The 19,008-nt window shown below is 65.5% G+C and carries 23 protein-coding genes; 17 read left to right on the top strand and 6 right to left on the bottom strand.

The window, feature by feature from the left end; translation table 11 throughout:
* Window positions 1–75: 75 nt before the first annotated feature.
* Window positions 76–642 (bottom strand): HNH endonuclease, encoded by a 567-nt coding sequence (locus tag LH20_RS18280; protein WP_053555455.1) that lies wholly within the window; start codon window positions 640–642, stop codon window positions 76–78.
* 170 nt (window positions 643–812) lie between these two features.
* Between LH20_RS18280 and gluQRS the strand changes: the two genes are divergently transcribed.
* The 7 genes from gluQRS (at window position 813) to LH20_RS18245 (ending at window position 7,004) form a co-directional block, all read left to right on the top strand.
* Window positions 813–1,664 carry a tRNA glutamyl-Q(34) synthetase GluQRS gene (gene gluQRS, locus LH20_RS18275; RefSeq protein ID WP_053555454.1) on the top strand — a complete coding sequence of 284 codons (852 nt, stop codon included), beginning with the start codon at window positions 813–815 and terminating at the stop codon, window positions 1,662–1,664.
* Window positions 1,665–1,673: 9 nt separating this feature from the next.
* Window positions 1,674–1,898 carry an HIG1 domain-containing protein gene (locus tag LH20_RS18270; protein ID WP_053555453.1) on the top strand — a complete coding sequence of 75 codons (225 nt, stop codon included), beginning with the start codon at window positions 1,674–1,676 and terminating at the stop codon, window positions 1,896–1,898.
* 20 nt (window positions 1,899–1,918) lie between these two features.
* Entirely contained in the window at window positions 1,919–2,500 is a 582-nt protein-coding gene (locus LH20_RS18265; protein ID WP_053555452.1) for a cob(I)yrinic acid a,c-diamide adenosyltransferase, read from the top strand.
* 130 nt (window positions 2,501–2,630) lie between these two features.
* The gene (gene egtB, locus LH20_RS18260) at window positions 2,631–3,935 is read left to right on the top strand and encodes an ergothioneine biosynthesis protein EgtB (protein ID WP_053555451.1); all 1,305 of its coding nucleotides are present in this window, start codon (window positions 2,631–2,633) and stop codon (window positions 3,933–3,935) included.
* Between the two features lies 1 nt (window position 3,936).
* Complete coding sequence (egtD, locus tag LH20_RS18255) at window positions 3,937–4,923, top strand: L-histidine N(alpha)-methyltransferase (protein WP_053555450.1); 987 nt, start codon at window positions 3,937–3,939, stop codon at window positions 4,921–4,923.
* A gap of 55 nt (window positions 4,924–4,978) precedes the next feature.
* Window positions 4,979–5,845 (top strand): 3-hydroxyacyl-CoA dehydrogenase NAD-binding domain-containing protein, encoded by an 867-nt coding sequence (locus LH20_RS18250; RefSeq protein WP_053555449.1) that lies wholly within the window; start codon window positions 4,979–4,981, stop codon window positions 5,843–5,845.
* Window positions 5,846–5,861: 16 nt separating this feature from the next.
* Complete coding sequence (locus LH20_RS18245; protein WP_053555448.1) at window positions 5,862–7,004, top strand: epoxide hydrolase family protein; 1,143 nt, start codon at window positions 5,862–5,864, stop codon at window positions 7,002–7,004.
* A 5-nt stretch (window positions 7,005–7,009) separates the two neighbouring features.
* Here the strand turns inward: LH20_RS18245 and LH20_RS18240 are convergent, their stop codons facing one another.
* On the bottom strand, window positions 7,010–7,318 hold the full coding sequence (locus LH20_RS18240) for an MliC family protein (RefSeq protein ID WP_053555447.1): 309 nt from the start codon (window positions 7,316–7,318) through the stop codon (window positions 7,010–7,012).
* A gap of 14 nt (window positions 7,319–7,332) precedes the next feature.
* Window positions 7,333–7,908, bottom strand: coding sequence for a beta/gamma crystallin-related protein (locus LH20_RS18235; RefSeq protein WP_053555446.1), 576 nt, complete (start codon window positions 7,906–7,908; stop codon window positions 7,333–7,335).
* Between the two features lie 186 nt (window positions 7,909–8,094).
* Between LH20_RS18235 and gntA the strand changes: the two genes are divergently transcribed.
* The 3 genes from gntA to LH20_RS18220 are packed head-to-tail and all read left to right on the top strand — an operon-like array spanning window position 8,095 to window position 10,251.
* Entirely contained in the window at window positions 8,095–8,790 is a 696-nt protein-coding gene (gene gntA / locus LH20_RS18230) for a guanitoxin biosynthesis heme-dependent pre-guanitoxin N-hydroxylase GntA (RefSeq protein WP_053555445.1), read from the top strand.
* The gene (locus LH20_RS18225) at window positions 8,783–9,364 is read left to right on the top strand and encodes a DUF1989 domain-containing protein (protein WP_053556366.1); all 582 of its coding nucleotides are present in this window, start codon (window positions 8,783–8,785) and stop codon (window positions 9,362–9,364) included. The genes gntA and LH20_RS18225 overlap by 8 nt, the downstream gene beginning before the upstream one ends.
* Entirely contained in the window at window positions 9,361–10,251 is an 891-nt protein-coding gene (locus tag LH20_RS18220; RefSeq protein ID WP_083455483.1) for an ATP-grasp fold amidoligase family protein, read from the top strand. Before LH20_RS18225 ends, LH20_RS18220 begins: the two co-directional genes overlap by 4 nt.
* Here LH20_RS18220 and LH20_RS18215 read toward each other — a convergent pair.
* Complete coding sequence (locus tag LH20_RS18215) at window positions 10,237–11,478, bottom strand: NupC/NupG family nucleoside CNT transporter (RefSeq protein ID WP_053555444.1); 1,242 nt, start codon at window positions 11,476–11,478, stop codon at window positions 10,237–10,239. The two genes, LH20_RS18220 and LH20_RS18215, sit on opposite strands and share 15 nt — an antisense overlap.
* 478 nt (window positions 11,479–11,956) lie before the next feature.
* On the opposite strand from LH20_RS18215, the gene LH20_RS18210 reads away from it, so the two are divergent.
* The 6 genes from LH20_RS18210 to LH20_RS18185 are packed head-to-tail and all read left to right on the top strand — an operon-like array spanning window position 11,957 to window position 16,059.
* On the top strand, window positions 11,957–12,622 hold the full coding sequence (locus tag LH20_RS18210) for a queuosine precursor transporter (RefSeq protein WP_053555443.1): 666 nt from the start codon (window positions 11,957–11,959) through the stop codon (window positions 12,620–12,622).
* Window positions 12,619–13,527: an acetylglutamate kinase gene (argB, locus tag LH20_RS18205; RefSeq protein WP_053555442.1), complete on the top strand. Its 909-nt coding sequence runs from the start codon at window positions 12,619–12,621 to the stop codon at window positions 13,525–13,527. Before LH20_RS18210 ends, argB begins: the two co-directional genes overlap by 4 nt.
* Before the next feature lie 36 nt (window positions 13,528–13,563).
* On the top strand, window positions 13,564–13,872 hold the full coding sequence (locus tag LH20_RS18200) for a YggT family protein (RefSeq protein ID WP_053555441.1): 309 nt from the start codon (window positions 13,564–13,566) through the stop codon (window positions 13,870–13,872).
* A complete protein-coding gene (gene folD / locus LH20_RS18195) occupies window positions 13,872–14,765 on the top strand; it encodes a bifunctional methylenetetrahydrofolate dehydrogenase/methenyltetrahydrofolate cyclohydrolase FolD (RefSeq protein ID WP_053555440.1) in 894 nt (297 codons plus the stop codon). Before LH20_RS18200 ends, folD begins: the two co-directional genes overlap by 1 nt.
* A complete protein-coding gene (locus tag LH20_RS18190; protein WP_053555439.1) occupies window positions 14,765–15,433 on the top strand; it encodes a hypothetical protein in 669 nt (222 codons plus the stop codon). The genes folD and LH20_RS18190 overlap by 1 nt, the downstream gene beginning before the upstream one ends.
* Window positions 15,430–16,059: a MarC family protein gene (locus tag LH20_RS18185; RefSeq protein ID WP_053555438.1), complete on the top strand. Its 630-nt coding sequence runs from the start codon at window positions 15,430–15,432 to the stop codon at window positions 16,057–16,059. The genes LH20_RS18190 and LH20_RS18185 overlap by 4 nt, the downstream gene beginning before the upstream one ends.
* Before the next feature lie 31 nt (window positions 16,060–16,090).
* On the opposite strand, the gene LH20_RS18180 is transcribed toward LH20_RS18185, so the two are convergent.
* Window positions 16,091–16,780: an OmpA family protein gene (locus LH20_RS18180; RefSeq protein WP_053555437.1), complete on the bottom strand. Its 690-nt coding sequence runs from the start codon at window positions 16,778–16,780 to the stop codon at window positions 16,091–16,093.
* A 214-nt stretch (window positions 16,781–16,994) separates the two neighbouring features.
* On the opposite strand from LH20_RS18180, the gene LH20_RS18175 reads away from it, so the two are divergent.
* Window positions 16,995–18,320, top strand: a complete 1,326-nt coding sequence (locus tag LH20_RS18175) for a hemolysin family protein (RefSeq protein ID WP_053555436.1) — start codon at window positions 16,995–16,997, stop codon at window positions 18,318–18,320.
* Between the two features lie 75 nt (window positions 18,321–18,395).
* On the opposite strand, the gene LH20_RS18170 is transcribed toward LH20_RS18175, so the two are convergent.
* Window positions 18,396–18,941, bottom strand: a complete 546-nt coding sequence (locus tag LH20_RS18170; RefSeq protein ID WP_053555435.1) for a hypothetical protein — start codon at window positions 18,939–18,941, stop codon at window positions 18,396–18,398.
* Window positions 18,942–19,008: the final 67 nt, after the last annotated feature.

The following is a 19,008-nucleotide window of genomic DNA, read 5'->3' as shown; positions in this document are numbered from 1 at the left end:
AGCGCATAGCTATGCGCAAAGCAATATCCGTACGCCGCCTGTGCTTCCAGGCTAATGGAGTTGCGCCCGGCCGTCTCAGCCTTCGAGTTCGACGTCCCAATAGAGCCAGTCGATCCAGCTTTCGTGAAGATAGTTTGGTGGAAAGGCGCGGCCATTGTCCTGCAGCTGCCAACTCGTCGGCCGCCATGGCTGGCGGTGGATCGGCATATGCGCCTGCTTCGGCGTGCGCCCACCCTTCTTGAGGTTGCACGGCGCGCACGCGGTGGTGACATTTTCCCAGCTTGTCCGTCCGCCGAGCCGCCGCGGCACGACATGATCGAAGGTAAGATCCTTGCCCGACCCGCAATATTGGCACGCGAAACGGTCACGCAGAAAGAGGTTGAAGCGGGTGAAGGCGGGATATTGGGACGGCTTCACATATTGGCGCAGCGCAATCACGCTGGGAATCGGCATCGTCCGGGTCGGCGAATGAATTTCGCGCGCGTAATTCTCGACGATCGTGACGCGGTCGAGGAATACCGCCTTGACCGCGGTCTGCCACGGCCACAGGCTCAAAGGGTAATAGCTCAGCGGCGTATAGTCCGCGTTGAGCACGAGTGCGGGACAGCTATCGGGGTGGCGGGCGAGATCGGGATGGAACATAGCTTTAAAACGCTGCCCCCTTTCCTGCGCGGGATGGCGCGCCACTGCCGTTCCCAAGTGACCCTGTCATTACATCACGCATATGATTCTGACGTCAAGGGGGCATCTGTCGCAACATATGGAAGCTATTATCTGTGGCAACCACAGTATCTGGATCTCACCGGGCACCCATGCTGACCAGGTTCGCGCCCAGTCCAACGGGCGAACTCCATCTCGGTCACGCCTATAGCGCGCTCGCAGCGCATGACGCGGCGCGCGGCGCGGGCGGCGCGTTCCGCCTTCGCATCGACGATATTGATGGCAGCCGGTCACGCGAGATCTATGTTGATGCGGCGCTCGCCGACCTCGCCTGGCTCGGGCTGGGCTGGGACGGCGCGCCGGTGCGTCAGTCCGAGCGCCTCGGCGCTTATGACGCGGCGCTCGCCGATCTTGCTGCGCGCGGCCTTGTCTACCCCTGTTTCTGCACCCGCGCTGACATCGCGGCGAGCCTCGCGGCGCCGCATGGCCCGGCCGGCGCCCTTTATCCTGGCACGTGCCGCCATCTCTTGCCGGGCGACCGCGAGCGGCGGATGGCGCAGGAGCCTCATTGCTGGCGGCTCGACATGCGCCGCGCCGCAGCGCTCGCGGGCAAGCTCTGGTGGGAGGAAGAAGGGCAGGGGCTGCGTGCCGCCGACCCCGCGGCACACGGCGACATCGTTCTTGCGCGCAAGGATGCGCCCGCCAGCTATCATCTTGCGAGCACGCTCGACGACGCCGCGATGGGGGTCACTCATGTCGTGCGCGGCGCCGATCTCATCGCCTCGACCGACGTACACCGCCTGCTCCAGGCGCTGCTGGGGCTTTCCACCCCCCTTTATCGCCACCACGCGCTCGTCTGTGACACCGCCGGGCAGCGCCTTGCCAAGCGCGACGCGGCGGCGTCGCTCGCGGCGCTCCGCGCGCGCGGGGTCGACGGCAAGAAGCTCGCCGCAGATTTGCGCGCCGGACGGCTTCCGTCTGGATATTCGCTGCGGATGCCCTAAATAGGGACCATGACCGTCCTCCTTGTCCTCGCCGTCGTCGTTGCCGCCGGCCTCGTCCTTTTCGCGCTGGCGCGCGGCCTCTTCCATTTCGCGCAGGGGCACCGCGCGGCGATGGACGGCACGTCGCACGACAATCAGGTGATGCAGAACCGGATGATGATGGCGCGCGTGAAGTGGCAGGCAATCACGATCATCCTGCTCGTGCTGATCGGCTTCCTCGCCGCTGGCAGCTGACAGCCGCGCGGCCCCGGCCGATGGTCAAGCTCAACAAGATCTACACCCGCACAGGGGACGATGGCACCACCGGCCTCGTCGACGGCTCGCGCATCGCGAAATCGGCGCCGCTGATGGCGGCGATCGGCGACGTCGATGAGGCGAACAGCGCGGTCGGCCTCGCGGCCGCCGCGCTCGCCCAAGACAGCGCTGAGGCCGCGATGCTGACCCGCATCCAGAACGAACTGTTCGACCTCGGCGCCGATCTTGCGACCCCGGCCGATGCCGAGCATGGTTTCGGCCCGCACGACATGGCGCTGCGCATCGTGGCGGGGCAGGTCGCGCGGCTCGAAGCGGAAATCGACGCCATGAATGCAGCGCTGGATCCGCTCCGCAGTTTCATTCTCCCGGGCGGGAGCGAGGCGGCGGCCCGCCTTCACCTCGCGCGGGCGATCGCCCGACGCGCCGAGCGCGCCGCCGTGGCTGCTGCGGCAACGCGTGCGCTCAACCCGCTTGCGCTCGCCTACCTCAATCGTTTGTCGGACCATTTGTTCGTGATGACGCGCCACATCAATGCCGCGGCGGACGGCGACATCCTCTGGAAGCCCGGCGGCACGCGCTAAGGGATTGTCTTCTTTTCCTTCAGGTCTTCATCGGGAATCTGTTCCCCATATGTTCTAGACATTCGTCGGCGCCGTAACCATATTGCCTCGTCTTGCGAAACCGAATCGCACTTCGGGGGATTGTCTGCTTATGGCCCGCCGCACCGACGCTTCGCCCACGACCGACGCGCTGTCGCACGCCGACCTGGCTGGTCGTTTCGCCGCCACGCGGCGCCTGTCGCTGGACCTCGCGGCGTCGCTGTCTGACGCCGACGCAAGCGCGCAATCGATGGCGGATGCATCGCCCGCCAAATGGCATCTTGCGCACACGAACTGGTTTTTCGAAACCTTCGTGCTGCGCGATCATGTCCCCGACTACCAGCTGTTCGATCCCCGCTATCCCTATCTTTTCAACAGCTATTATGAGGCGGAAGGACCGCGCCACGCGCGTCCGCAGCGCGGGCTTCTGACCCGCCCTGCGCTCGAGGACGTTCGCACCTGGCGCGCACATGTCGATGCGGCCGTGCTGCGAGCGTTTGCCGACCTGCCCGACGCGGCGCGCGCGCTCGTCGAACTCGGCATCCATCACGAACAGCAGCATCAGGAACTGCTCCTCACCGACATCAAGCATCTGTTCGCGCAGAACCCGCTCGGCCCCGCTGTCTGGGAGGAGGCCAGCTTCGAGGGCGCTGCGCCCGTCCCGGAGGCTGGCGGCTCGCTCCCTGAGACAGCAGGCGCCATGCGCTGGATCGAAGGGGCGGACGGGATCGTGTCGGTCGGCCACGCAGGCGAAGGTTTCGCCTTCGACTGCGAGGCCCCGCAGTTTTCCGTCCTTTTGACCCCGCACGCCCTCGCGAGCCGGCCGGTGACCAACAGCGAGTGGCAGGCGTTTATGGACGACGGGGGTTATCGCACCCCCTCGCTCTGGCTCAGCGACGGCTGGGCGTGGGTGGAAGCCGAGGGCGTGGAGGCACCGCTCTACTGGCGCGATGGGTGCGCGTTCGCCCTCGCGGGCTGGCAGCCGATCGCCCCCGCCGCGCCCGTCACACATGTCAGCTTTTACGAGGCTGACGCCTTTGCAAGCTGGGCCGGCGCGCGGCTGCCGACCGAGTTCGAGTGGGAGGCGGCCGCGGCGGCGCGCGACCCCCTCGGCGGGCAGCAACTCGATGACGCCGGGCCCGTGCAGCCCGCGCCGGCACGTGGAGACGGCGCCCTCGAGCAGATGTTCGGCGGCGTGTGGGAATGGACCGGCAGCGCCTATCGACCCTATCCGGGTTTCCGTGCAGCCCCCGGCGCGGTCGGCGAATATAATGGAAAGTTCATGAGCGGGCAGTTCGTCCTGCGCGGGGGCAGCTGCGCGACGCCGCGCGGCCATTTGCGCGCCAGCTACCGCAACTTCTTTTACCCCCACCAGCGCTGGCAATTCACCGGCGTGCGACTTGCCAAGGATCTTTGATATGGGCGTAGTGCGACACTTGCGACAGGTCGACGCTGACGATGCCGGAATCGACATGGCCTTTCGCGCCGATGTTCATGCCGGACTCTCGCAGGCGCAAAAGGCGATTCCGGCGCGCTGGTTCTACGACGCGGTCGGCTCGGCGCTGTTCGAGGACATCACTGCGCTTCCGGAATATTATCCGACACGCAGCGAGACTGATCTGCTCAAACGCCACGCCGCTGCGATCGCAGATGCCGTCGGCCCCGGCCGCGCCGTCGTCGAACTGGGATCCGGAAGTTCGACCAAGACGCCGCTCCTCCTCGAGGCGATCGACCCTGCCGCCTATGTGCCGGTCGATATTTCGGGCGATTTCCTGCGCGGAAGCGCCCGCGCGCTCGCGGCCCGATTCCCCCGCCTCGCCATTTATCCGGTCGAGGCCGATTTCACCCAGCCGGTCGACCTGCCGCGCGAAATCTGCGGGCTGCCCAAGCTCGGCTTCTTTCCCGGCTCAACCATCGGCAACATGGTTGCGCGAACGGCAGTCGACCTGCTCCGCAGCTGGCGCAGCGCGCTTGGCGAGGCGTCGCTGCTTCTGATCGGGATCGACCGTATCAAGGATGTGGACATTCTCCAGCGCGCCTATGACGATCCCGCCGGGGTAACCGCGGCCTTCAACCTCAATCTGCTCGAACGGATCAACCGCGAGCTCGACGGCACGATCCCGCTTGAAAACTTCACCCATCGCGCCGTCTGGAACGATGTGCATGCCCGGATCGAGATGCACCTCGTGGCCGCATGCGACATGGATTTTCGCGTCGGTGGACGCGCTTATCACATGGCGAGCGGGGAGACGATCCACAGCGAAAACAGCCATAAATACGGGCCGCGCGACGCGAACCTTCTGCTGCGCGCCGGCGGCTGGACGCCGCTTGCGACCTGGGACGATGCCGATCCTGCCTTTGCGCTGATCCTCGCCGAGGCCACCGCTTTCCGCTCCGCCCCTTGACGAAAGGAGCCGAGGGCGTAGGTGCGCAGCCACGGGTTCAGCGAAAGGGCTAGATATGATCGTCGGCGTGATCGGGGCAGGGCAAATGGGCGCGGGGATCGCGCAGGTCTCGGCAGGGGCCGGGCACGATGTTCTCCTCTCCGACATCGACATCGCCCGCGCCGAGGCAGGCAAGGAAGGGATTGCCAGGGCGCTTGGCCGCCTTGTTGCCAAGGAGAAGATGGGGCAGGCCGATGCCGACGCGCTTCTCGCTCGAATCACTCCCGTTGCCGACCATGCTGATTTTGCGCCCGCCGACCTCGTGATCGAGGCGGCGACCGAGCGCGAAGAAATCAAGCGCGCGATCTTCGCGAGCGTTGGTGCGCATCTGTCGAAGAGCGCGATTCTTGCCTCGAACACCAGTTCGATCCCGATCACCCGCCTCGCGCAGGCGGCGCCCGATCCGGCCCGCTTCATCGGCGTCCATTTCTTCAACCCGGTGCCGGTAATGGGGCTGATCGAACTGATCCGCGGCCTCGCAACGAGCGATGACACGCTGGCGCAGGTCGAAGCCTATGGGCGGGGGCTCGGGAAGGAGATCGTTCACGCGAACGACGCGCCCGGTTTCATCGTCAACCGGGTCCTGATGCCGCTTATCAACGAAGCGGTGTTCGCCCTGGGCGAGGGCGTCGCGACGATGAAGGACATCGACACTGGGTGCCGCCTCGGGCTCAACCATCCGATGGGCCCCATCACGCTCGCCGACTTTATCGGTCTTGATACTTGCCTCGAGATTATCCGCGTGCTCCACAGCGGTACGGGCGATCCGAAATTCCGTCCCGCGCCGCTGCTCGTCCAATATGTGGAGGCGGGCTGGGTTGGGAAAAAGGCCGGGCGCGGCTTTTACGACTGGACGGGATCGGAGCCTGTGCCGACGCGGTAAGCTCAAAGGGGGGCAAATGCAGGTTGCCAATATCCGTCCGTTCACACTCGCGGTTGAGCAGGCAGCTCTCGACGACCTCAAGGCCAGGCTTGCTGCGACGCGCTGGCCCGAAAAGGAAACGGTCGATGATTGGGACCAGGGCGTGCCGCTCGCCTATGCGCAGGAACTGGCGGCGTACTGGCGCGACGAGTATGACTGGCGCCGTATCGAGGCGCGGCTGAATGGGCTGCCCAATTTTCTCGCGACCGTCGACGGTCTCGATATCCATTTTCTTCATATCCGCTCGGCCAATCCCGATGCCCGGCCGCTCATTCTGACACACGGCTGGCCAGGGTCGGTGCTCGAATTTCTCGACGTCATTGCGCCCTTGTCGGCGGATTTCCATCTCGTGATCCCTTCGCTTCCGGGCTACGGCTTCTCGGGCAAGCCCGACATCGCCAAGTGGAGCGTCGAGCATATCGCGGCGGCGTGGAACGCACTGATGGGCGCGCTCGGCTATGACCGCTATTTCGCGCAAGGCGGCGACTGGGGCAGCGCGGTGACCTGCGCGATCGGGGTCGCGCACGGCGACCATTGCGCAGGGCTTCACGTCAACATGGTTGTCGGCGCGCCGCCGCCCGAGATGATGGCCGATCTCAGCGAGGCCGAGAAGGCCTATCTCACGCGCTTCCAATGGTATCAGGCAAAGGACAGCGGCTATTCGACGCAGCAGGCAACGCGCCCCCAGACGATCGGTTATGCGCTTACCGATTCGCCCGTGGGGCAGATGGCGTGGATCGTCGAGAAATATCATGGCTGGACCGACTGTGGCCACCAGCCGGGCGGACAGTCGATCGGGGGCCATCCGGAAAAGGCGCTGTCGAAGGACGCGATGCTCGATACCGTCAGCCTCTATTGGCTGACCGCCAGCGCCGCGTCGTCGGCGCGGCTCTACTGGCACAGCTTCCGCAGCTTCGCGACGGGCGAAATCCACGTCCCGACGGCTTGCAGCCTGTTCCCGAACGAGATCATGCGCCTGTCGCGCCGCTGGGCCGAAGGGCGCTACCGCAACATCGTCTACTGGAACGAACTCGATCGTGGCGGGCATTTCGCCGCCTGGGAACAGCCTGAACTGTTTGCAGCCGAGCTGCGAAATGCCTTCGACTTGATGGAACTTTGACCCCTTCAGAGCGGCGTTATCACCGCCCGGCAGGTCTCAGGCGCCGAGCGCGCCGCGGTGTTCCACGTCACCTGATTGCCATCACGGTGAAGGCGGGCGCCGGTTCGGTTCTCGTAAATTTCCCCTCGGTTGGCCGGAGTGGCGCGCAGCACCAGCGTCTGACGCCCGTTGACCCGGACAACCGCACCGTCGCGGACATAATCGACCTTCAGGCTTGTGCCGCGATCGCACTCATAGCTGGTGCCGGTGTTGCGCGGCATCGAGGAGCACCCCGCGATCGCCAGCGCCGTGGCGGTGATCATCACCCTCATCATCGACCCTCTCCTCTTCAATAGCCCGACCGGACGCACAGCACATCAGCGAGGTAGACCCGCCCGCCCACCGTTTCCATGTGTTCGCGCGCCGAGCCGTTCCAACCGATGGAGCGGCACCAGCTGTCCGCCGTGCGGGCAGCGCAGTTCGCACCCGCCGAACCGCTCGTGCAGGCAGGCACGCGGGTACCGCCCGTGGTTGGCTGGGTGTGGAACTCGGCGAAATTGCCGCGCACGCTCTGGTCGTTGGCGGGAGGATGGGGCTGGGCTCCGCTGCCGACGGGCCGCATCGACTGGACGGTGATGCCGCGCAAGATGTTGCCAAGCATCGGCGTATCGCGATCGACCGTGCGGCAGGTTCCGCGGTAGCGCGTCTTTTCGCACAGCTCCCAGTGCCCTTGCGCGACCCGGATCGAATTGACGGGCCAGGCGAGGCCGAGGTCGGGCTTCGCTTCGCCAATGAAGACGGCAGGGCCGCGATAGGCGGCGTCGCGATAGATGGTCGCCTCGGCGGGACGGTACATCCGGTCATCGGAGGTTTGCGCTGCCGATATCGAGGGACCGGCGCCGCTCGCAACGACGAGACCGATCATGAGCGGCCAACGAAAGAAAGTTTTAACCACGGCAACATTCTCCCCTGTGCAAAGAATATCGCCCCGCCCATGTTGAAATTACGCCTTATTCCCCCGCTTGGCAATTGCGGCCTCACGGGCGCTTGCAGGCGATCCGCTGCGGCCGGGCGTGCAACCAACGCGCGCGGGCGCCGTTTGTCACCCATCATGTCCAACCTCCCTTCCTCCCAGTCTCCCGCCCGCGCGGCTTTTGCCGAGCGCATCGCCGACCAGATGTTTCCCTGCGTGGGAGCCAAATCGGCGCTCGCCGCCGGGGGGCTCTCGATCGTCGAAGCCGGGCCGCTTGCGTGCGGGCGCGATGACGAGAAAATTCTCGACGCCCTTGAGGAGACGGCGGAAGCTTTCTGGCGCGGTAGCGGCCGGCGGTTCCACTCGCTTGCGGTCTTGTTCGGCGGACCCGCTCCCCGCGACGAGACTACCTTCGAGGCGCAAATGTGGGCGCGGCTTCAGGCGCTGGCCGACCGCGACGCCGCCCGCGGCGCGCCTGTCGATCCTGAGGTCAGCGAGCATCCTGCCAGCCCCTGGTTTGCCCTCAGCCTTGGGGGGCATGGCTATTTCATCGTTGGGCTTCATCCGGCAGCGAGCCGCCCTGCGCGCCGCTTCGACCAGCCCGCGCTGGTCTTCAATCTGCAAGCGCAGTTCGCCGCGCTCCGGCGCGACGGGCTTTATGACAAGATGCGCTCGGCGATCATGGCGCGCGATACCGCGCTCGCCGGAACACCCAACCCGATGCTCGCCGATTTCGGCGATGCGAGCGCGGCCGCGCAGTTCAGCGGGCGCGAGGTGGACGGCGACTGGTTCTGTCCCTTCCTGCCCCCGATGCGGAGATCGCGCGCTGCCTGAGATCGCACCTCGTTCGGGAACGGCCTTCACGCTCGATCGCGGGCAGCGGCTCGTGGTGACCGATCCGCGCGGCGAGCAGGTTGCCGACCTTCTCGCTTTCAACCGCGCCGACGTGGCCGAAGTCATCTCGTCGGGCCGCACGCTTGACTATGCGAGCCGTATTTATCTCTCGACGGGTGACAAGCTCTATTCGAACCGGAGCAACATATTGCTCGAAATCGTCGCGGATGACGTTGGACGTCACGATTTCCTGCTCACGCCCTGCTCGCGCGATACATTTCGCATCATCTACGGCGATACGAACCCCCACCGCGGCTGCTTCGGCAATCTTGCAGAGGCGCTTGCGCCCTATGGCATCGAGCCCGATGCGATCCCCGTCGCCTTCAACTGTTTCATGAATGTGCCCGTCGACGGCGTGACCGGTGCGTTGCGCGTCGACCCGCCGCTCAGCAAGGCGGGCGACAGCATCACCTTTCTTGCCCATGCCGATTTGATTATCGGGCTCACTGCCTGCTCGGCGCCCCAATCGAACAACGGTAGCTTCAAGCCGATCGCCTACCGGATCGAGGAATGAGCGCGGGCGCGTCTGCCGTGGACCGGCTGCGCGCGCACATTCTTTATGCTGCACGGCACCGGCGGCGGCTCAATCTTGCGAGCCCGCGGCGCTTCACCGAGTGGGTGCAGTGGCGCAAGCTCTTCGATCATGACCCGCGTCAGCCCCGGCTTCAGGACAAGGTCGCAGTCAAGTTTCATGTCGCCGAACTGCTCGGCCCCGACTGGATAACACCGACGCTATGGCACGGTACGGTCTTGCCCGACCGACCGCTGTGGCAGCCCCCCTTCGTGCTCAAGGCGCGCCACGGGTGCAACCAGAACCGCTATGTACGCGACGTCTCGGCCGACTGGTCGGAAATCCGGCGCGCTGCCACGCGCTGGATGCGCCATGGCTATGGCGGCTGGTTGGGAGAATGGCTCTACCGTGAAATTCCGCGCGGCCTGCTCGTCGAACCCTTTGTCGGCGAGGATCGCCGGCTACCGATCGATTACAAGATCTACGTTTTCGGGGGCTATCCCGCCGCGGTTCAGGTGCATCGCAATCGCGAGACGGGGCACAGCTGGGCGCTGTTCACTCCTGACTGGAGGCGGCTTGCGGCGCCCGACGGCCTGCCCGATCCGGCGCCGCCCCGGAGCCTCGCGCGCATGATCGCAGCGGCGGCATTGCTCGGCGAAGGTTTCGATTTCATTCGCGTCGATTTCTACGAGGTCGCCGGAGCGCCCCGCTTCGGCGAGATCAGCTTCTACCCGGGGTCGGGGCTCGACCCCTTCCGACCCGACGCAATCGACCTCTGGCTTGGCGAGCTGTGGCGCGCGGCGCGCGAAGGTCGGGGGGCGGGCGCATCGGCGGCGGGTGACTGGCTCGATCGCGCCGCGCGCCGCGCCGATCCGCTAGACCAGCCCTAGCATCAACCCGGCGAGCGCAGCCGACATCAGGTTCGATAGACTCCCCGCGAGCAGCGCCTTGAGACCCAGCCGCGCGATCATTGGGCGCTGGTTGGGCGCAAGCCCTCCGGTCACGGCCATCTGGATTGCGATCGAGCTGAAATTGGCAAAGCCGCACAGCGCAAAGGTCGCAATGGCAACCGAGATGGCCGAAAGGTCGCCCTGGACCTTGCCGAGGTCGATGAAGGCCACGAACTCGTTGAGCACGACCTTGGTCCCGAACAGCCCGCCCACGACGGCGCTTTCGTCCCATGGCACACCCATCAGCCACATCACCGGGCGAAAGATGGCGCCGATGATCGCCTGGAACGACAGATCGGGATATCCGAACCACCCCCCGATTCCGCCGAGCAAACCGTTGGCAAGCGCGACGAGAGCGACAAAGGCAAGCACCATCGCGCCGACCGCGACAGCCAGCTTGACGCCGGCCTGGGCCCCCTGCGCCGCGGCCATGATGATGTTCGCGGGCGTTTCTTCATCATGGCTCGCCTCGGGCAAGATCACGGGCTCGATGCCGAGGTCCTTGGGATCGTCGGGCATCATGATCTTCGCCATCAGGATGCCGCCCGGGGCCGACATGAAGCTCGCCGCCAGCAGATAGGGAAGGAGCTGCTCGCCGATCATGCTTGCATAGGCGCCGAGAATGGTTCCTGCGACCCCCGCCATCCCGACCGTCATCACGGTGAAAAGCTGCGAGGGTGTCAGGCTCGCAAGATAGGGACGGATGACGAGCGGCGATTCGGACTGACCGACGAAGATGTTCGCCGCGGCACCAAGACTTTCGACCTTGGTGATGCCGGTGACCTTCTGGATCGCGCCGCCGACCCATTTGATCACCAGCTGCATGATGCCGAGATAATAAAGGATCGAGATCAGCGAAGCGAAAAAGATGATGACCGGCAGCGCCGCGATCGCGAAGCTGTTTGCGCCCATTTCGGGCGAGGCGAGGGGGCCGAAGATGAAATCGGTTCCTGCCTTCGCATAGCCGAGCAGGTTCGAGACGCCGTTCGACATCGCTTGAACGACCGCGCGGCCCCATGGCGTTCCGATCACGAGCAGCGCGAAGCCTGCTTGCAGCAGAAAGGCGGGAATGACGACGCGCAGCCGGATCCAGCGGCGGTTCGACGAAAAAGCGATGGCGATCGCCAGCAATGCAGCGATCCCCAGCAGACCAATCAGGCGTTCCATATTCTCGTCGCGTCCCCCGCAAGTTTACCGGGCCTGTCTAGCGGGCTTTGGCGCCGGGGCAAGGGTAGCTGCACTCCTTCCATCGCAACACCGGGGGTGGGTGCCTGGCGGGCGGCCCATTGCTTTCCCATCACATTGCCTGGGGAGGGGCGCTGGGGGGGGCGGGCACGGTCGTGGCGATCTTGCTCGCGCAGGCCCGCTGGGACTGGGCCAGCCGGCGGCCGAGGGGCCCTCAGCCGCAGGCACCGGTTCTACGATGGATCCGCTCACCTTAGGCCCTTGCGCAGTCGCCCTGCCGAAGTGCCGAGCTTTCGAAAGAGAGCGCCGCGTCATCCTGATTTTGCGCGCCAGCCATTTCTTCAACCCGCCGCCCACCGGATGGCGCTGCGAGGGGCGCCCGACGCCTTCCTCCCGCAAACATAATCCGCCCGGTGGAGCGCATCTTCCCACGCCGCACAAAAGCGATTAAGCGGCGCCGATGGAAAGCTCGTCCCCGCGCACGCTCGCGCCCTCGCTGTTGCTCTTTGCGATCCTCTATGGCGGCATGGTCCCGCTCGGCGGCTTTCTGGGCGCCAAGCAGGTCGCACTCGGACCGCTGGCGGTCGAGGCGGGTATCTTTCCCTTTCTGACGTTGATCGCGATTTCGAGTGGCATCGCCGAACTCCATGGGCGTGTCGTCGCAGACCGGTTGGTGCGGCTTGGCTTCATCCCGCTGATTCTCGCAATCCTTCTCGCGCTGTTCGTCCTGAGGCTGCCGACCGATCCCGGAATGTACGAGCCTGCCAAGGAGGCGTTCCCGATCATCGTCGGACAGGGCTGGCGCATGATGGCCGCGGGGATCCTCGCCTATGGTGTGTCGGTCAGCCTCAACGTCTGGCTCTTCTCGCGCATGACCGCGAACAACGGCCGCCTGCTGCCATTGCGCGGTTTCATCGCGGCGGCGCTCAGCCAGATCGTCGACACGCTGATTTTCATCACGGTCAGCTTCTATGGCGTTCGCCCGATCGGCGAGTTGATGCTGGGACAGATGGTTGCCAAGGTCGTGCTCTCGGCGGTGATGGTGCCGCTGCTTGTCATGGCGGTGGTTGCGATTGGACGGCGGCTCGACGGGGCGAGCACGCCCGCAGGGGAGGCCCGGGCATGACGTCTCCCGCCGATCCCTCGAAAATGCCCGATCTTCTCGCCAAGGCCGAAACGCTCGTCGAGGCGCTGCCCTATCTGCAGCGCTATGCCGGCGAGACCTTCGTGATCAAATATGGCGGCCATGCGATGGGCGATCCGGAGGCGCAGCGCGATTTCGCCGAGGACGTCGTGCTGCTCAAGGCCGTCGGGATCAACCCGGTGGTTGTTCACGGCGGCGGGCCGCAGATCGGCGCGATGCTCAAGCAACTCGGGATCGAGTCGACCTTCGTCGGCGGGCTTCGCGTCACCGATGCCGCGACGGCCGAGGTCGCCGAAATGGTTCTTGCCGGCAAGATCAACAAGGAGATCGTCGGATGGATCGCGGGGCTCGGCGGGCGCGCCGTTGGCATTTCGGGCAAGGATGCGAATCTGGTCCTCGCCGAGAAAGTCCGGCGGAGCGAGCCTGACCCCAATTCGGGGATCGAGCGCCATGTCGACCTCGGCTTCGTCGGCGAACCGGTGAGCGTCGATCCGACGATCCTGACCAATCTTGCCAGCGACCATTTCATCCCGGTCGTCGCGCCGGTCGCGCTCGGAGCCGATGGCGCAACCTATAATATCAACGCCGATACCATGGCGGGGGCGATTGCCGGCGCGCTTGGCGCCAAGCGCTTCTTCCTGCTTACCGATGTCGCCGGGGTGCTCGACAAGTCGGGGACGCTGCTCACCGATCTCGACCGCATGGGGATCGACGCGCTGAAGAAGGACGGGACGATCACCGGCGGCATGATTCCAAAGGTCGATACCTGTCTGTCTGCGGTCGACACCGGGGTCGAGGCGGCGGTCATCCTTGACGGGCGGATCCCGCACGCGATGCTGCTTGAAATTTTCACTGCACGGGGTGCGGGAACGCTCATTCATCGCTAGGGTGGCGCACCCCGACGAACCCGGCCGGAGACCTTAATGTACCTGATGCTCCTTCAGATTCTGTCGATCCTCCTCAACATCCTGTGGTGGATCATCATCATTCAGGCGGTGATGTCGTGGCTGCTCGCCTTCAACGTGATCAACACTCACAATGAGTTTGTGCGCCAACTCTGGTACGTGCTCGAGAGGATCACCGAACCGCTCTATCGCCCGTTTCGTCGTATCATGCCCGATTTTGGCGGCATCGACCTGACGCCAATGGTGGTGCTGATCCTGCTCATCATCCTGCGTGGTCCAGTGATGAACTATCTTTACACGCTCGGCATCAACGCCGGGGTGATCTGATGACGTCCGACATCATCGACGGCAAGGCGTTTGCGGCGGCCCTGCGCCTGCGAATTGCCGACGCGGTTCCCGCGTTCGAGGCAGCGACGGGCCGCGTGCCCGGCCTTGCCGTGGTGCTTGTCGGCGATGATCCGGCGAGCGCGGTCTATGTGGCCTCGAAGGGGAAGGCGACCCTCGCGGCCGGCATGGCGAGCTTTGAACATCGGCTCCCCGCCGACGCGGCGCAGGCCGAGGTCGAGGGGCTGCTGGCGCAGCTCAATGCCGACGAGACGGTCGATGGGATCTTGTTGCAGCTGCCGCTCCCTCACCATCTCGACGAGCAGGCGGCGGTTGCGACGATCGACCCCGACAAGGATGTCGACGGGCTGACCCCCGTGAGTGCGGGGCGGCTCGCGCTCGGCATTCCGGGGATGGTCCCCTGCACGCCCTATGGCTGTTTGCTTCTGCTGCAGGACCGGCTGGGCGACCTGTCGGGGAAGGACGCGGTGGTGATCGGCCGATCGATCCTCGTCGGCAAGCCGATGGCGGCCTTGCTGCTCGGCGCCAATTGCACCGTCACGATGGCGCACAGCCGCACGAAGGACCTGCCCGATCTGGTTCGGCGCGCCGACATCGTCGTCGCTGCTGTCGGGCGGCCCGAAATGGTGCGCGGCGATTGGATCAAGCCCGGCGCAGTGGTCATCGATGTCGGCATCAACCGCCTGCCGCCCGCCGAGGGCGCGGCCAAGGGACGCCTGGTCGGCGATGTTGCCTATGAGGAAGCGGCAGCGGCTGCGGCGGCGATTACCCCGGTGCCCGGCGGCGTGGGGCCGATGACCATTGCCTGCCTGCTTCGCAACACGCTCGTTGCCGCGCATCGCCGCGCCGGGCTTTCCGACCCGGAGGGCTTCTGATGCGCGCGCTGGCGCTGGTCGCCGCCTGTTCCGCGCTGCTTGGGGGCTGCGCGCCCGGCGGCGATATTTACAACCGTCCGCTCGGCGCCAACCCCAGCGCCTACATCGCGGCTGAAATCGCCTTTGCACGGCTCGCGCAGGACAAGGGGCAGTGGACCGCCTTTCGCGAGACATCGGCGGCGGACGCAGTCATGTTCGTCCCGGAGCGAGTGAATGCGCGCGAGTGGCTCCGTTCGAAGAAGGATCCCGCTACTTCGGTGAGGTGGCAGGCGCATGCGGTATATGTGAGCTGTGATGGCAATGCCGGCGCAACCACCGGCGCGTGGCAGAACGGGCCCGCGCAGGGCTATTTCACAACAGTCTGGCGACGCGATCCGATGCGCGGGGACCTTCGCTGGGTGCTCGATCATGGCGACGCACTCGAAACGCCGCGTGAGGCACCGGATTTCATCGAGTCGAAGCAGGCCGTTTGCGGGTCGCGGCCCACGGCTGCGCAGCCGGCAGAGACAGGCGGTGATACGGCCGTTGGTCTGTCGTCCGACCAGACGCTCGCGTGGACCTCGACCGTTCGCCCGGACGGGTCGCGCCGCGTAACGGTCCAAATGTGGGATGGCAGCGCGATGGCGCCGGTAATCGACGATCAGGTCGCGGCGCCGACCAAGCCGTGATCGATCTTTTCATCTCGGCTTTCGTCACGCTGTTCGTGGTGATCGATCCGCCGGGCTGCGCGCCGATCTATGCCAGCCTGACCGCCGGAGCAAACGCGGCGCAGCGACGCTCGATGGCGATCCGGGCTACGCTGATTGCGGGTGCAATCCTCATCTTCTTTGCGATGTTCGGCGAAGCGCTGCTGAGCTTCCTCCACATAGATCTCGATAGCTTCCGCATCGCGGGGGGCATCATGCTCTTCATCATTGCGATCGATATGGTGTTCGAGAAGCGCACCGAGCGGCGCGAACAGCGCGCGGAGAAGCTACGTTCGACCCCTGAGGTCGAGGATGTTTCGGTCTTTCCGATGGCAATGCCAATGCTCGCGGGCCCGGGCTCGATCGCGTCCGTCATGCTGCTCGTCGCCCAGAACAACGGGCTCGACCGTGCGCTCGTCATCTTCGGCGCATTGCTGCTCGTTCTCGCCATCACGCTCGCGGCGTTGCTGACCGCAGGGCCGCTGATGCGGCTGATTGGCGGCAAGGGTGAGGCGGTGATCACCCGGCTGCTCGGTGTGCTGCTTGCCGCGCTCGCCGCCCAGTTCGTGATCGACGGGCTCAAGGCGAGCTTCCCGAGCCTCGGGTGACCCCTCCCCAGCGGGGGAGGGGCCTTGACGATTACCGAGCTGCGTTGACGTCGTTCTGGGTGACCGGCGCGATACGAATTTCGACGCGGCGGTTGCACTGACGGTCAGCCTCGGTGGTTTCGGGCGTGCATTTGAGCTGCGATTCGCCATAGCCCATCGTTGCCATGCGGGCGCGTTGGACGCCGCGGGTCGCGAGATAGTCGGCCACCGAAGCGGCGCGGCGTTCGGAGAGGCCCTGATTATAGCTATCGCTGCCCGACGAATCGGTGTGACCGTAAATGTCGATATAGGTGCTTGGATATTCGCCGAGCGTCGAGGCGACGCTGTCGAGCGCGCTGCGGAACTGGCTTTTGACCACGGCGCTGTTGAGGTCGAACGTGACGTCGCCGGGCATGTTGAGGACGAGCTGGTCGCCCTGGCGCTCGACGTCAATGCCGGTGCCAGCCGTGCGTTCGCGCAGCTTCTTTTCCTGCTGGTCCATATAATAGCCGACGCCCGCGCCTGCGACCGCGCCGATACCCGCACCGACAATTTCCTCGGTCCGGCTGTTCTTCCCGCCGATGAGATCGCCGAGCAGATAACCGCCGAGCGCGCCACCGACGCCGCCGATCGCGGCCTTGGAAATCTTCTTCTCCCCGGTGACGGGATCGGTCACGCAGCCGCTGAGCGTGAGCATCCCGATGCCGGCGAGGGCGGTGAGCTTGATCATCTTGGTCTTCATTGTTTCGCTCCCTATTCTCAGGCCGCGCGCCATCCTGGCCGCCGCCCTACCATCCCGATAACAGATGGCCCGGCAAGTGGTTCCAGACACTTGCTGAACCATGGCTGAGTAGGCACCGGCCGGTGCCATTGTGCAAAGCGGCGGCTTTGTCCTATAGGGACGCGATGACCGACGATTGCAGGGGCCAGGCGCGATCGCGCCCGTTCACCATCCCATGACCCCCTTTCCCTGGAGCGACGTGGCGATCATCGCCGTGCTGATCCTCCTCAACGGCGTCTTCGCCTTGTCCGAACTCGCGATCGTTTCCGCCCGCGGCCCACGCTTGCAGGCAGCGGAAAAGCGGGGAAGCCGCGGCGCCCGCATCGCGCGCCAGCTTGCCGCCGATCCCGGGCGCTTTCTCTCGACGGTCCAGGTCGGCATCACGCTGATCGGCATTCTCGCCGGCGCCTATTCGGGCGCCAGTCTCGGACAGCCGGTCGCCGAGCGGTTGCAAGGCGCGCTCGGTCTCGACGCGGAGACCGCGCGCAACGCCGGTTTCGCGGCTGTCATAGCGATCACCACCTATTTCTCGCTGATCGCGGGCGAGCTGGTGCCCAAGCAGTTTGCGCTGCGGGCGCCCGAAAGCATCGCGGTGGTGATGGCCGTACCGATGCTGTGGCTCTCGCGTATCGCCGCGCCGCTCGTCTGGCTCCTCGACACGAGCTCGAGCCTGGTATTTCGCATCCTCGGCCTCAAACGCGAATCGGAAGATCGGGTGACCGCCGAGGAGCTGCACCTGATTGTCGCTGAAGCTTCGAAATCCGGGGTCATCGAGGAAAGCGAACGCGCCATCATCTCGGGCGTCGTGCGCCTTGCAGACCGACCGGTGCGCGAGGTGATGACGCCGCGGATCGATGTCGACTGGATCGACATCGCCTCGGATGCGGATGCGGTGCGCGCCAAGCTGCTTGAAACGCCGCACACACGGCTGCCCGTCGCACGCGGATCGGTCGACAATATCGTCGGCGTTGTCCAGGCGCGCGACATTGCCGGCGCGCTGTTCCGAGGGCAGAAACTCGACCTCGAAACGCTGACTCGCCGCGCGGCCGTGATCCACGACCAGATCGACGCGATGGACGCGCTTGAAAGTCTGCGCGTCGCGGAAGTGCCGATGCTGCTTGTCCACGACGAATATGGTCACTTTGAAGGGCTGGTGACCCCTGCTGACCTGCTTTCCGCGATTGCGGGCGAATTTGCATCCGACCAGGACATCGGCAGCGAACCCTTCGTCACGGAGCGCGACGATGGCAGCCTGCTCATCGCGGGCTCGATGCCCGCGGACCAGATGGCCGATCGGCTGGGAATCGATCTTGCCGACGACCGCGACTATGCGACCGCGGCGGGACATGCGCTCGCCATCCTGAAGCATCTGCCAACCGAGGGCGAGAGCTTCACCGACCGCGGCTGGCGCTTCGAGATCGTCGACATGGACGGGCGCAAGATCGACAAGCTGCTGGTGAGCGCGATCCGCGGACCCCAGGAAGGGCTGGCCGAAGCCTAGGCCAGCGCTCCTTAAAATGACGCCCGCGTCGGTCGGAATCTTCCCGCTCAGAGCGTGACGAGCCCTGACGGGCTGTCAGAGATCCCCGCCGAGGGCGCCATATTTCGCCTCGAAGCCAGCCTTGTCGCCCCGCGCAAGATAGCCAGCCTGATCAACCCAATTGTCGCGGGTGATGCGGCCTGCGAAATTGCCGAGCTTGGGGTCGATCGCGGCGATGTCGGCGTCAGTCCAGGCCGCAATCTGCTCGAAGCGGGTAACGCCGAGGCTGTTGAGCAGCGCCACGAGTTTGGGGCCGACGCCTTTGAGCAATTGGAGATTGTCCGCCTGGCCCGCCGTCGGGGCGGCAGCCGCGGCGACCGTTTCCGGGACAGGCTCCGGCGCTGCGGCCGCTGCTGGCGCAGGACTTGGGGTTGGCGCGGGGGGCGGGGTCTTCTTGAACGCGGGCTCGGCGGCAATGATCTCGGGTTTCACCGGTTCGAGCGGCTTGGCGGGCCTGGCGGGCTCGGCCGCCGGGGGAGCGACATCATGCGGTTTGCGCCGAGCGGCGAGCCACCAGACTAGCGCGATGACGACTATCAGTACGACGAGCGCGGCGATCCAGTTTTCCTGAAGCCAAGTCATGGGATTTCTGCTCCTTGTTCCTGTGTTCCCGCGCTGGCGGGAGCCCAGTGTCTCATGGCAGCGAAGG

The organism is Sphingopyxis sp. 113P3, from assembly GCF_001278035.1.
Classification (GTDB): Bacteria; Pseudomonadota; Alphaproteobacteria; order Sphingomonadales; family Sphingomonadaceae; genus Sphingopyxis.
This window is presented reverse-complemented; position numbering and strand designations above follow the sequence as displayed.

What these genes read in the sequence shown, in the direction of transcription:
- LH20_RS18280 (WP_053555455.1), bottom strand. Translation starts at nt 642, where the DNA reads ATGTTCCATCCCGATCTCGCCCGCCACCCCGATAGCTGTCCCGCACTC.
- gluQRS (WP_053555454.1), top strand. Translation starts at nt 813, where the DNA reads ATGCTGACCAGGTTCGCGCCCAGTCCAACGGGCGAACTCCATCTCGGT.
- LH20_RS18270 (WP_053555453.1), top strand. Translation starts at nt 1,674, where the DNA reads ATGACCGTCCTCCTTGTCCTCGCCGTCGTCGTTGCCGCCGGCCTCGTC.
- LH20_RS18265 (WP_053555452.1), top strand. Translation starts at nt 1,919, where the DNA reads ATGGTCAAGCTCAACAAGATCTACACCCGCACAGGGGACGATGGCACC.
- egtB (WP_053555451.1), top strand. Translation starts at nt 2,631, where the DNA reads ATGGCCCGCCGCACCGACGCTTCGCCCACGACCGACGCGCTGTCGCAC.
- egtD (WP_053555450.1), top strand. Translation starts at nt 3,937, where the DNA reads ATGGGCGTAGTGCGACACTTGCGACAGGTCGACGCTGACGATGCCGGA.
- LH20_RS18250 (WP_053555449.1), top strand. Translation starts at nt 4,979, where the DNA reads ATGATCGTCGGCGTGATCGGGGCAGGGCAAATGGGCGCGGGGATCGCG.
- LH20_RS18245 (WP_053555448.1), top strand. Translation starts at nt 5,862, where the DNA reads ATGCAGGTTGCCAATATCCGTCCGTTCACACTCGCGGTTGAGCAGGCA.
- LH20_RS18240 (WP_053555447.1), bottom strand. Translation starts at nt 7,318, where the DNA reads ATGATGAGGGTGATGATCACCGCCACGGCGCTGGCGATCGCGGGGTGC.
- LH20_RS18235 (WP_053555446.1), bottom strand. Translation starts at nt 7,908, where the DNA reads ATGATCGGTCTCGTCGTTGCGAGCGGCGCCGGTCCCTCGATATCGGCA.
- gntA (WP_053555445.1), top strand. Translation starts at nt 8,095, where the DNA reads ATGTCCAACCTCCCTTCCTCCCAGTCTCCCGCCCGCGCGGCTTTTGCC.
- LH20_RS18220 (WP_083455483.1), top strand. Translation starts at nt 9,361, where the DNA reads ATGAGCGCGGGCGCGTCTGCCGTGGACCGGCTGCGCGCGCACATTCTT.
- LH20_RS18215 (WP_053555444.1), bottom strand. Translation starts at nt 11,478, where the DNA reads ATGGAACGCCTGATTGGTCTGCTGGGGATCGCTGCATTGCTGGCGATC.
- LH20_RS18210 (WP_053555443.1), top strand. Translation starts at nt 11,957, where the DNA reads ATGGAAAGCTCGTCCCCGCGCACGCTCGCGCCCTCGCTGTTGCTCTTT.
- argB (WP_053555442.1), top strand. Translation starts at nt 12,619, where the DNA reads ATGACGTCTCCCGCCGATCCCTCGAAAATGCCCGATCTTCTCGCCAAG.
- LH20_RS18200 (WP_053555441.1), top strand. Translation starts at nt 13,564, where the DNA reads ATGTACCTGATGCTCCTTCAGATTCTGTCGATCCTCCTCAACATCCTG.
- folD (WP_053555440.1), top strand. Translation starts at nt 13,872, where the DNA reads ATGACGTCCGACATCATCGACGGCAAGGCGTTTGCGGCGGCCCTGCGC.
- LH20_RS18190 (WP_053555439.1), top strand. Translation starts at nt 14,765, where the DNA reads ATGCGCGCGCTGGCGCTGGTCGCCGCCTGTTCCGCGCTGCTTGGGGGC.
- LH20_RS18180 (WP_053555437.1), bottom strand. Translation starts at nt 16,780, where the DNA reads ATGAAGACCAAGATGATCAAGCTCACCGCCCTCGCCGGCATCGGGATG.
- LH20_RS18175 (WP_053555436.1), top strand. Translation starts at nt 16,995, where the DNA reads ATGACCCCCTTTCCCTGGAGCGACGTGGCGATCATCGCCGTGCTGATC.
- LH20_RS18170 (WP_053555435.1), bottom strand. Translation starts at nt 18,941, where the DNA reads ATGACTTGGCTTCAGGAAAACTGGATCGCCGCGCTCGTCGTACTGATA.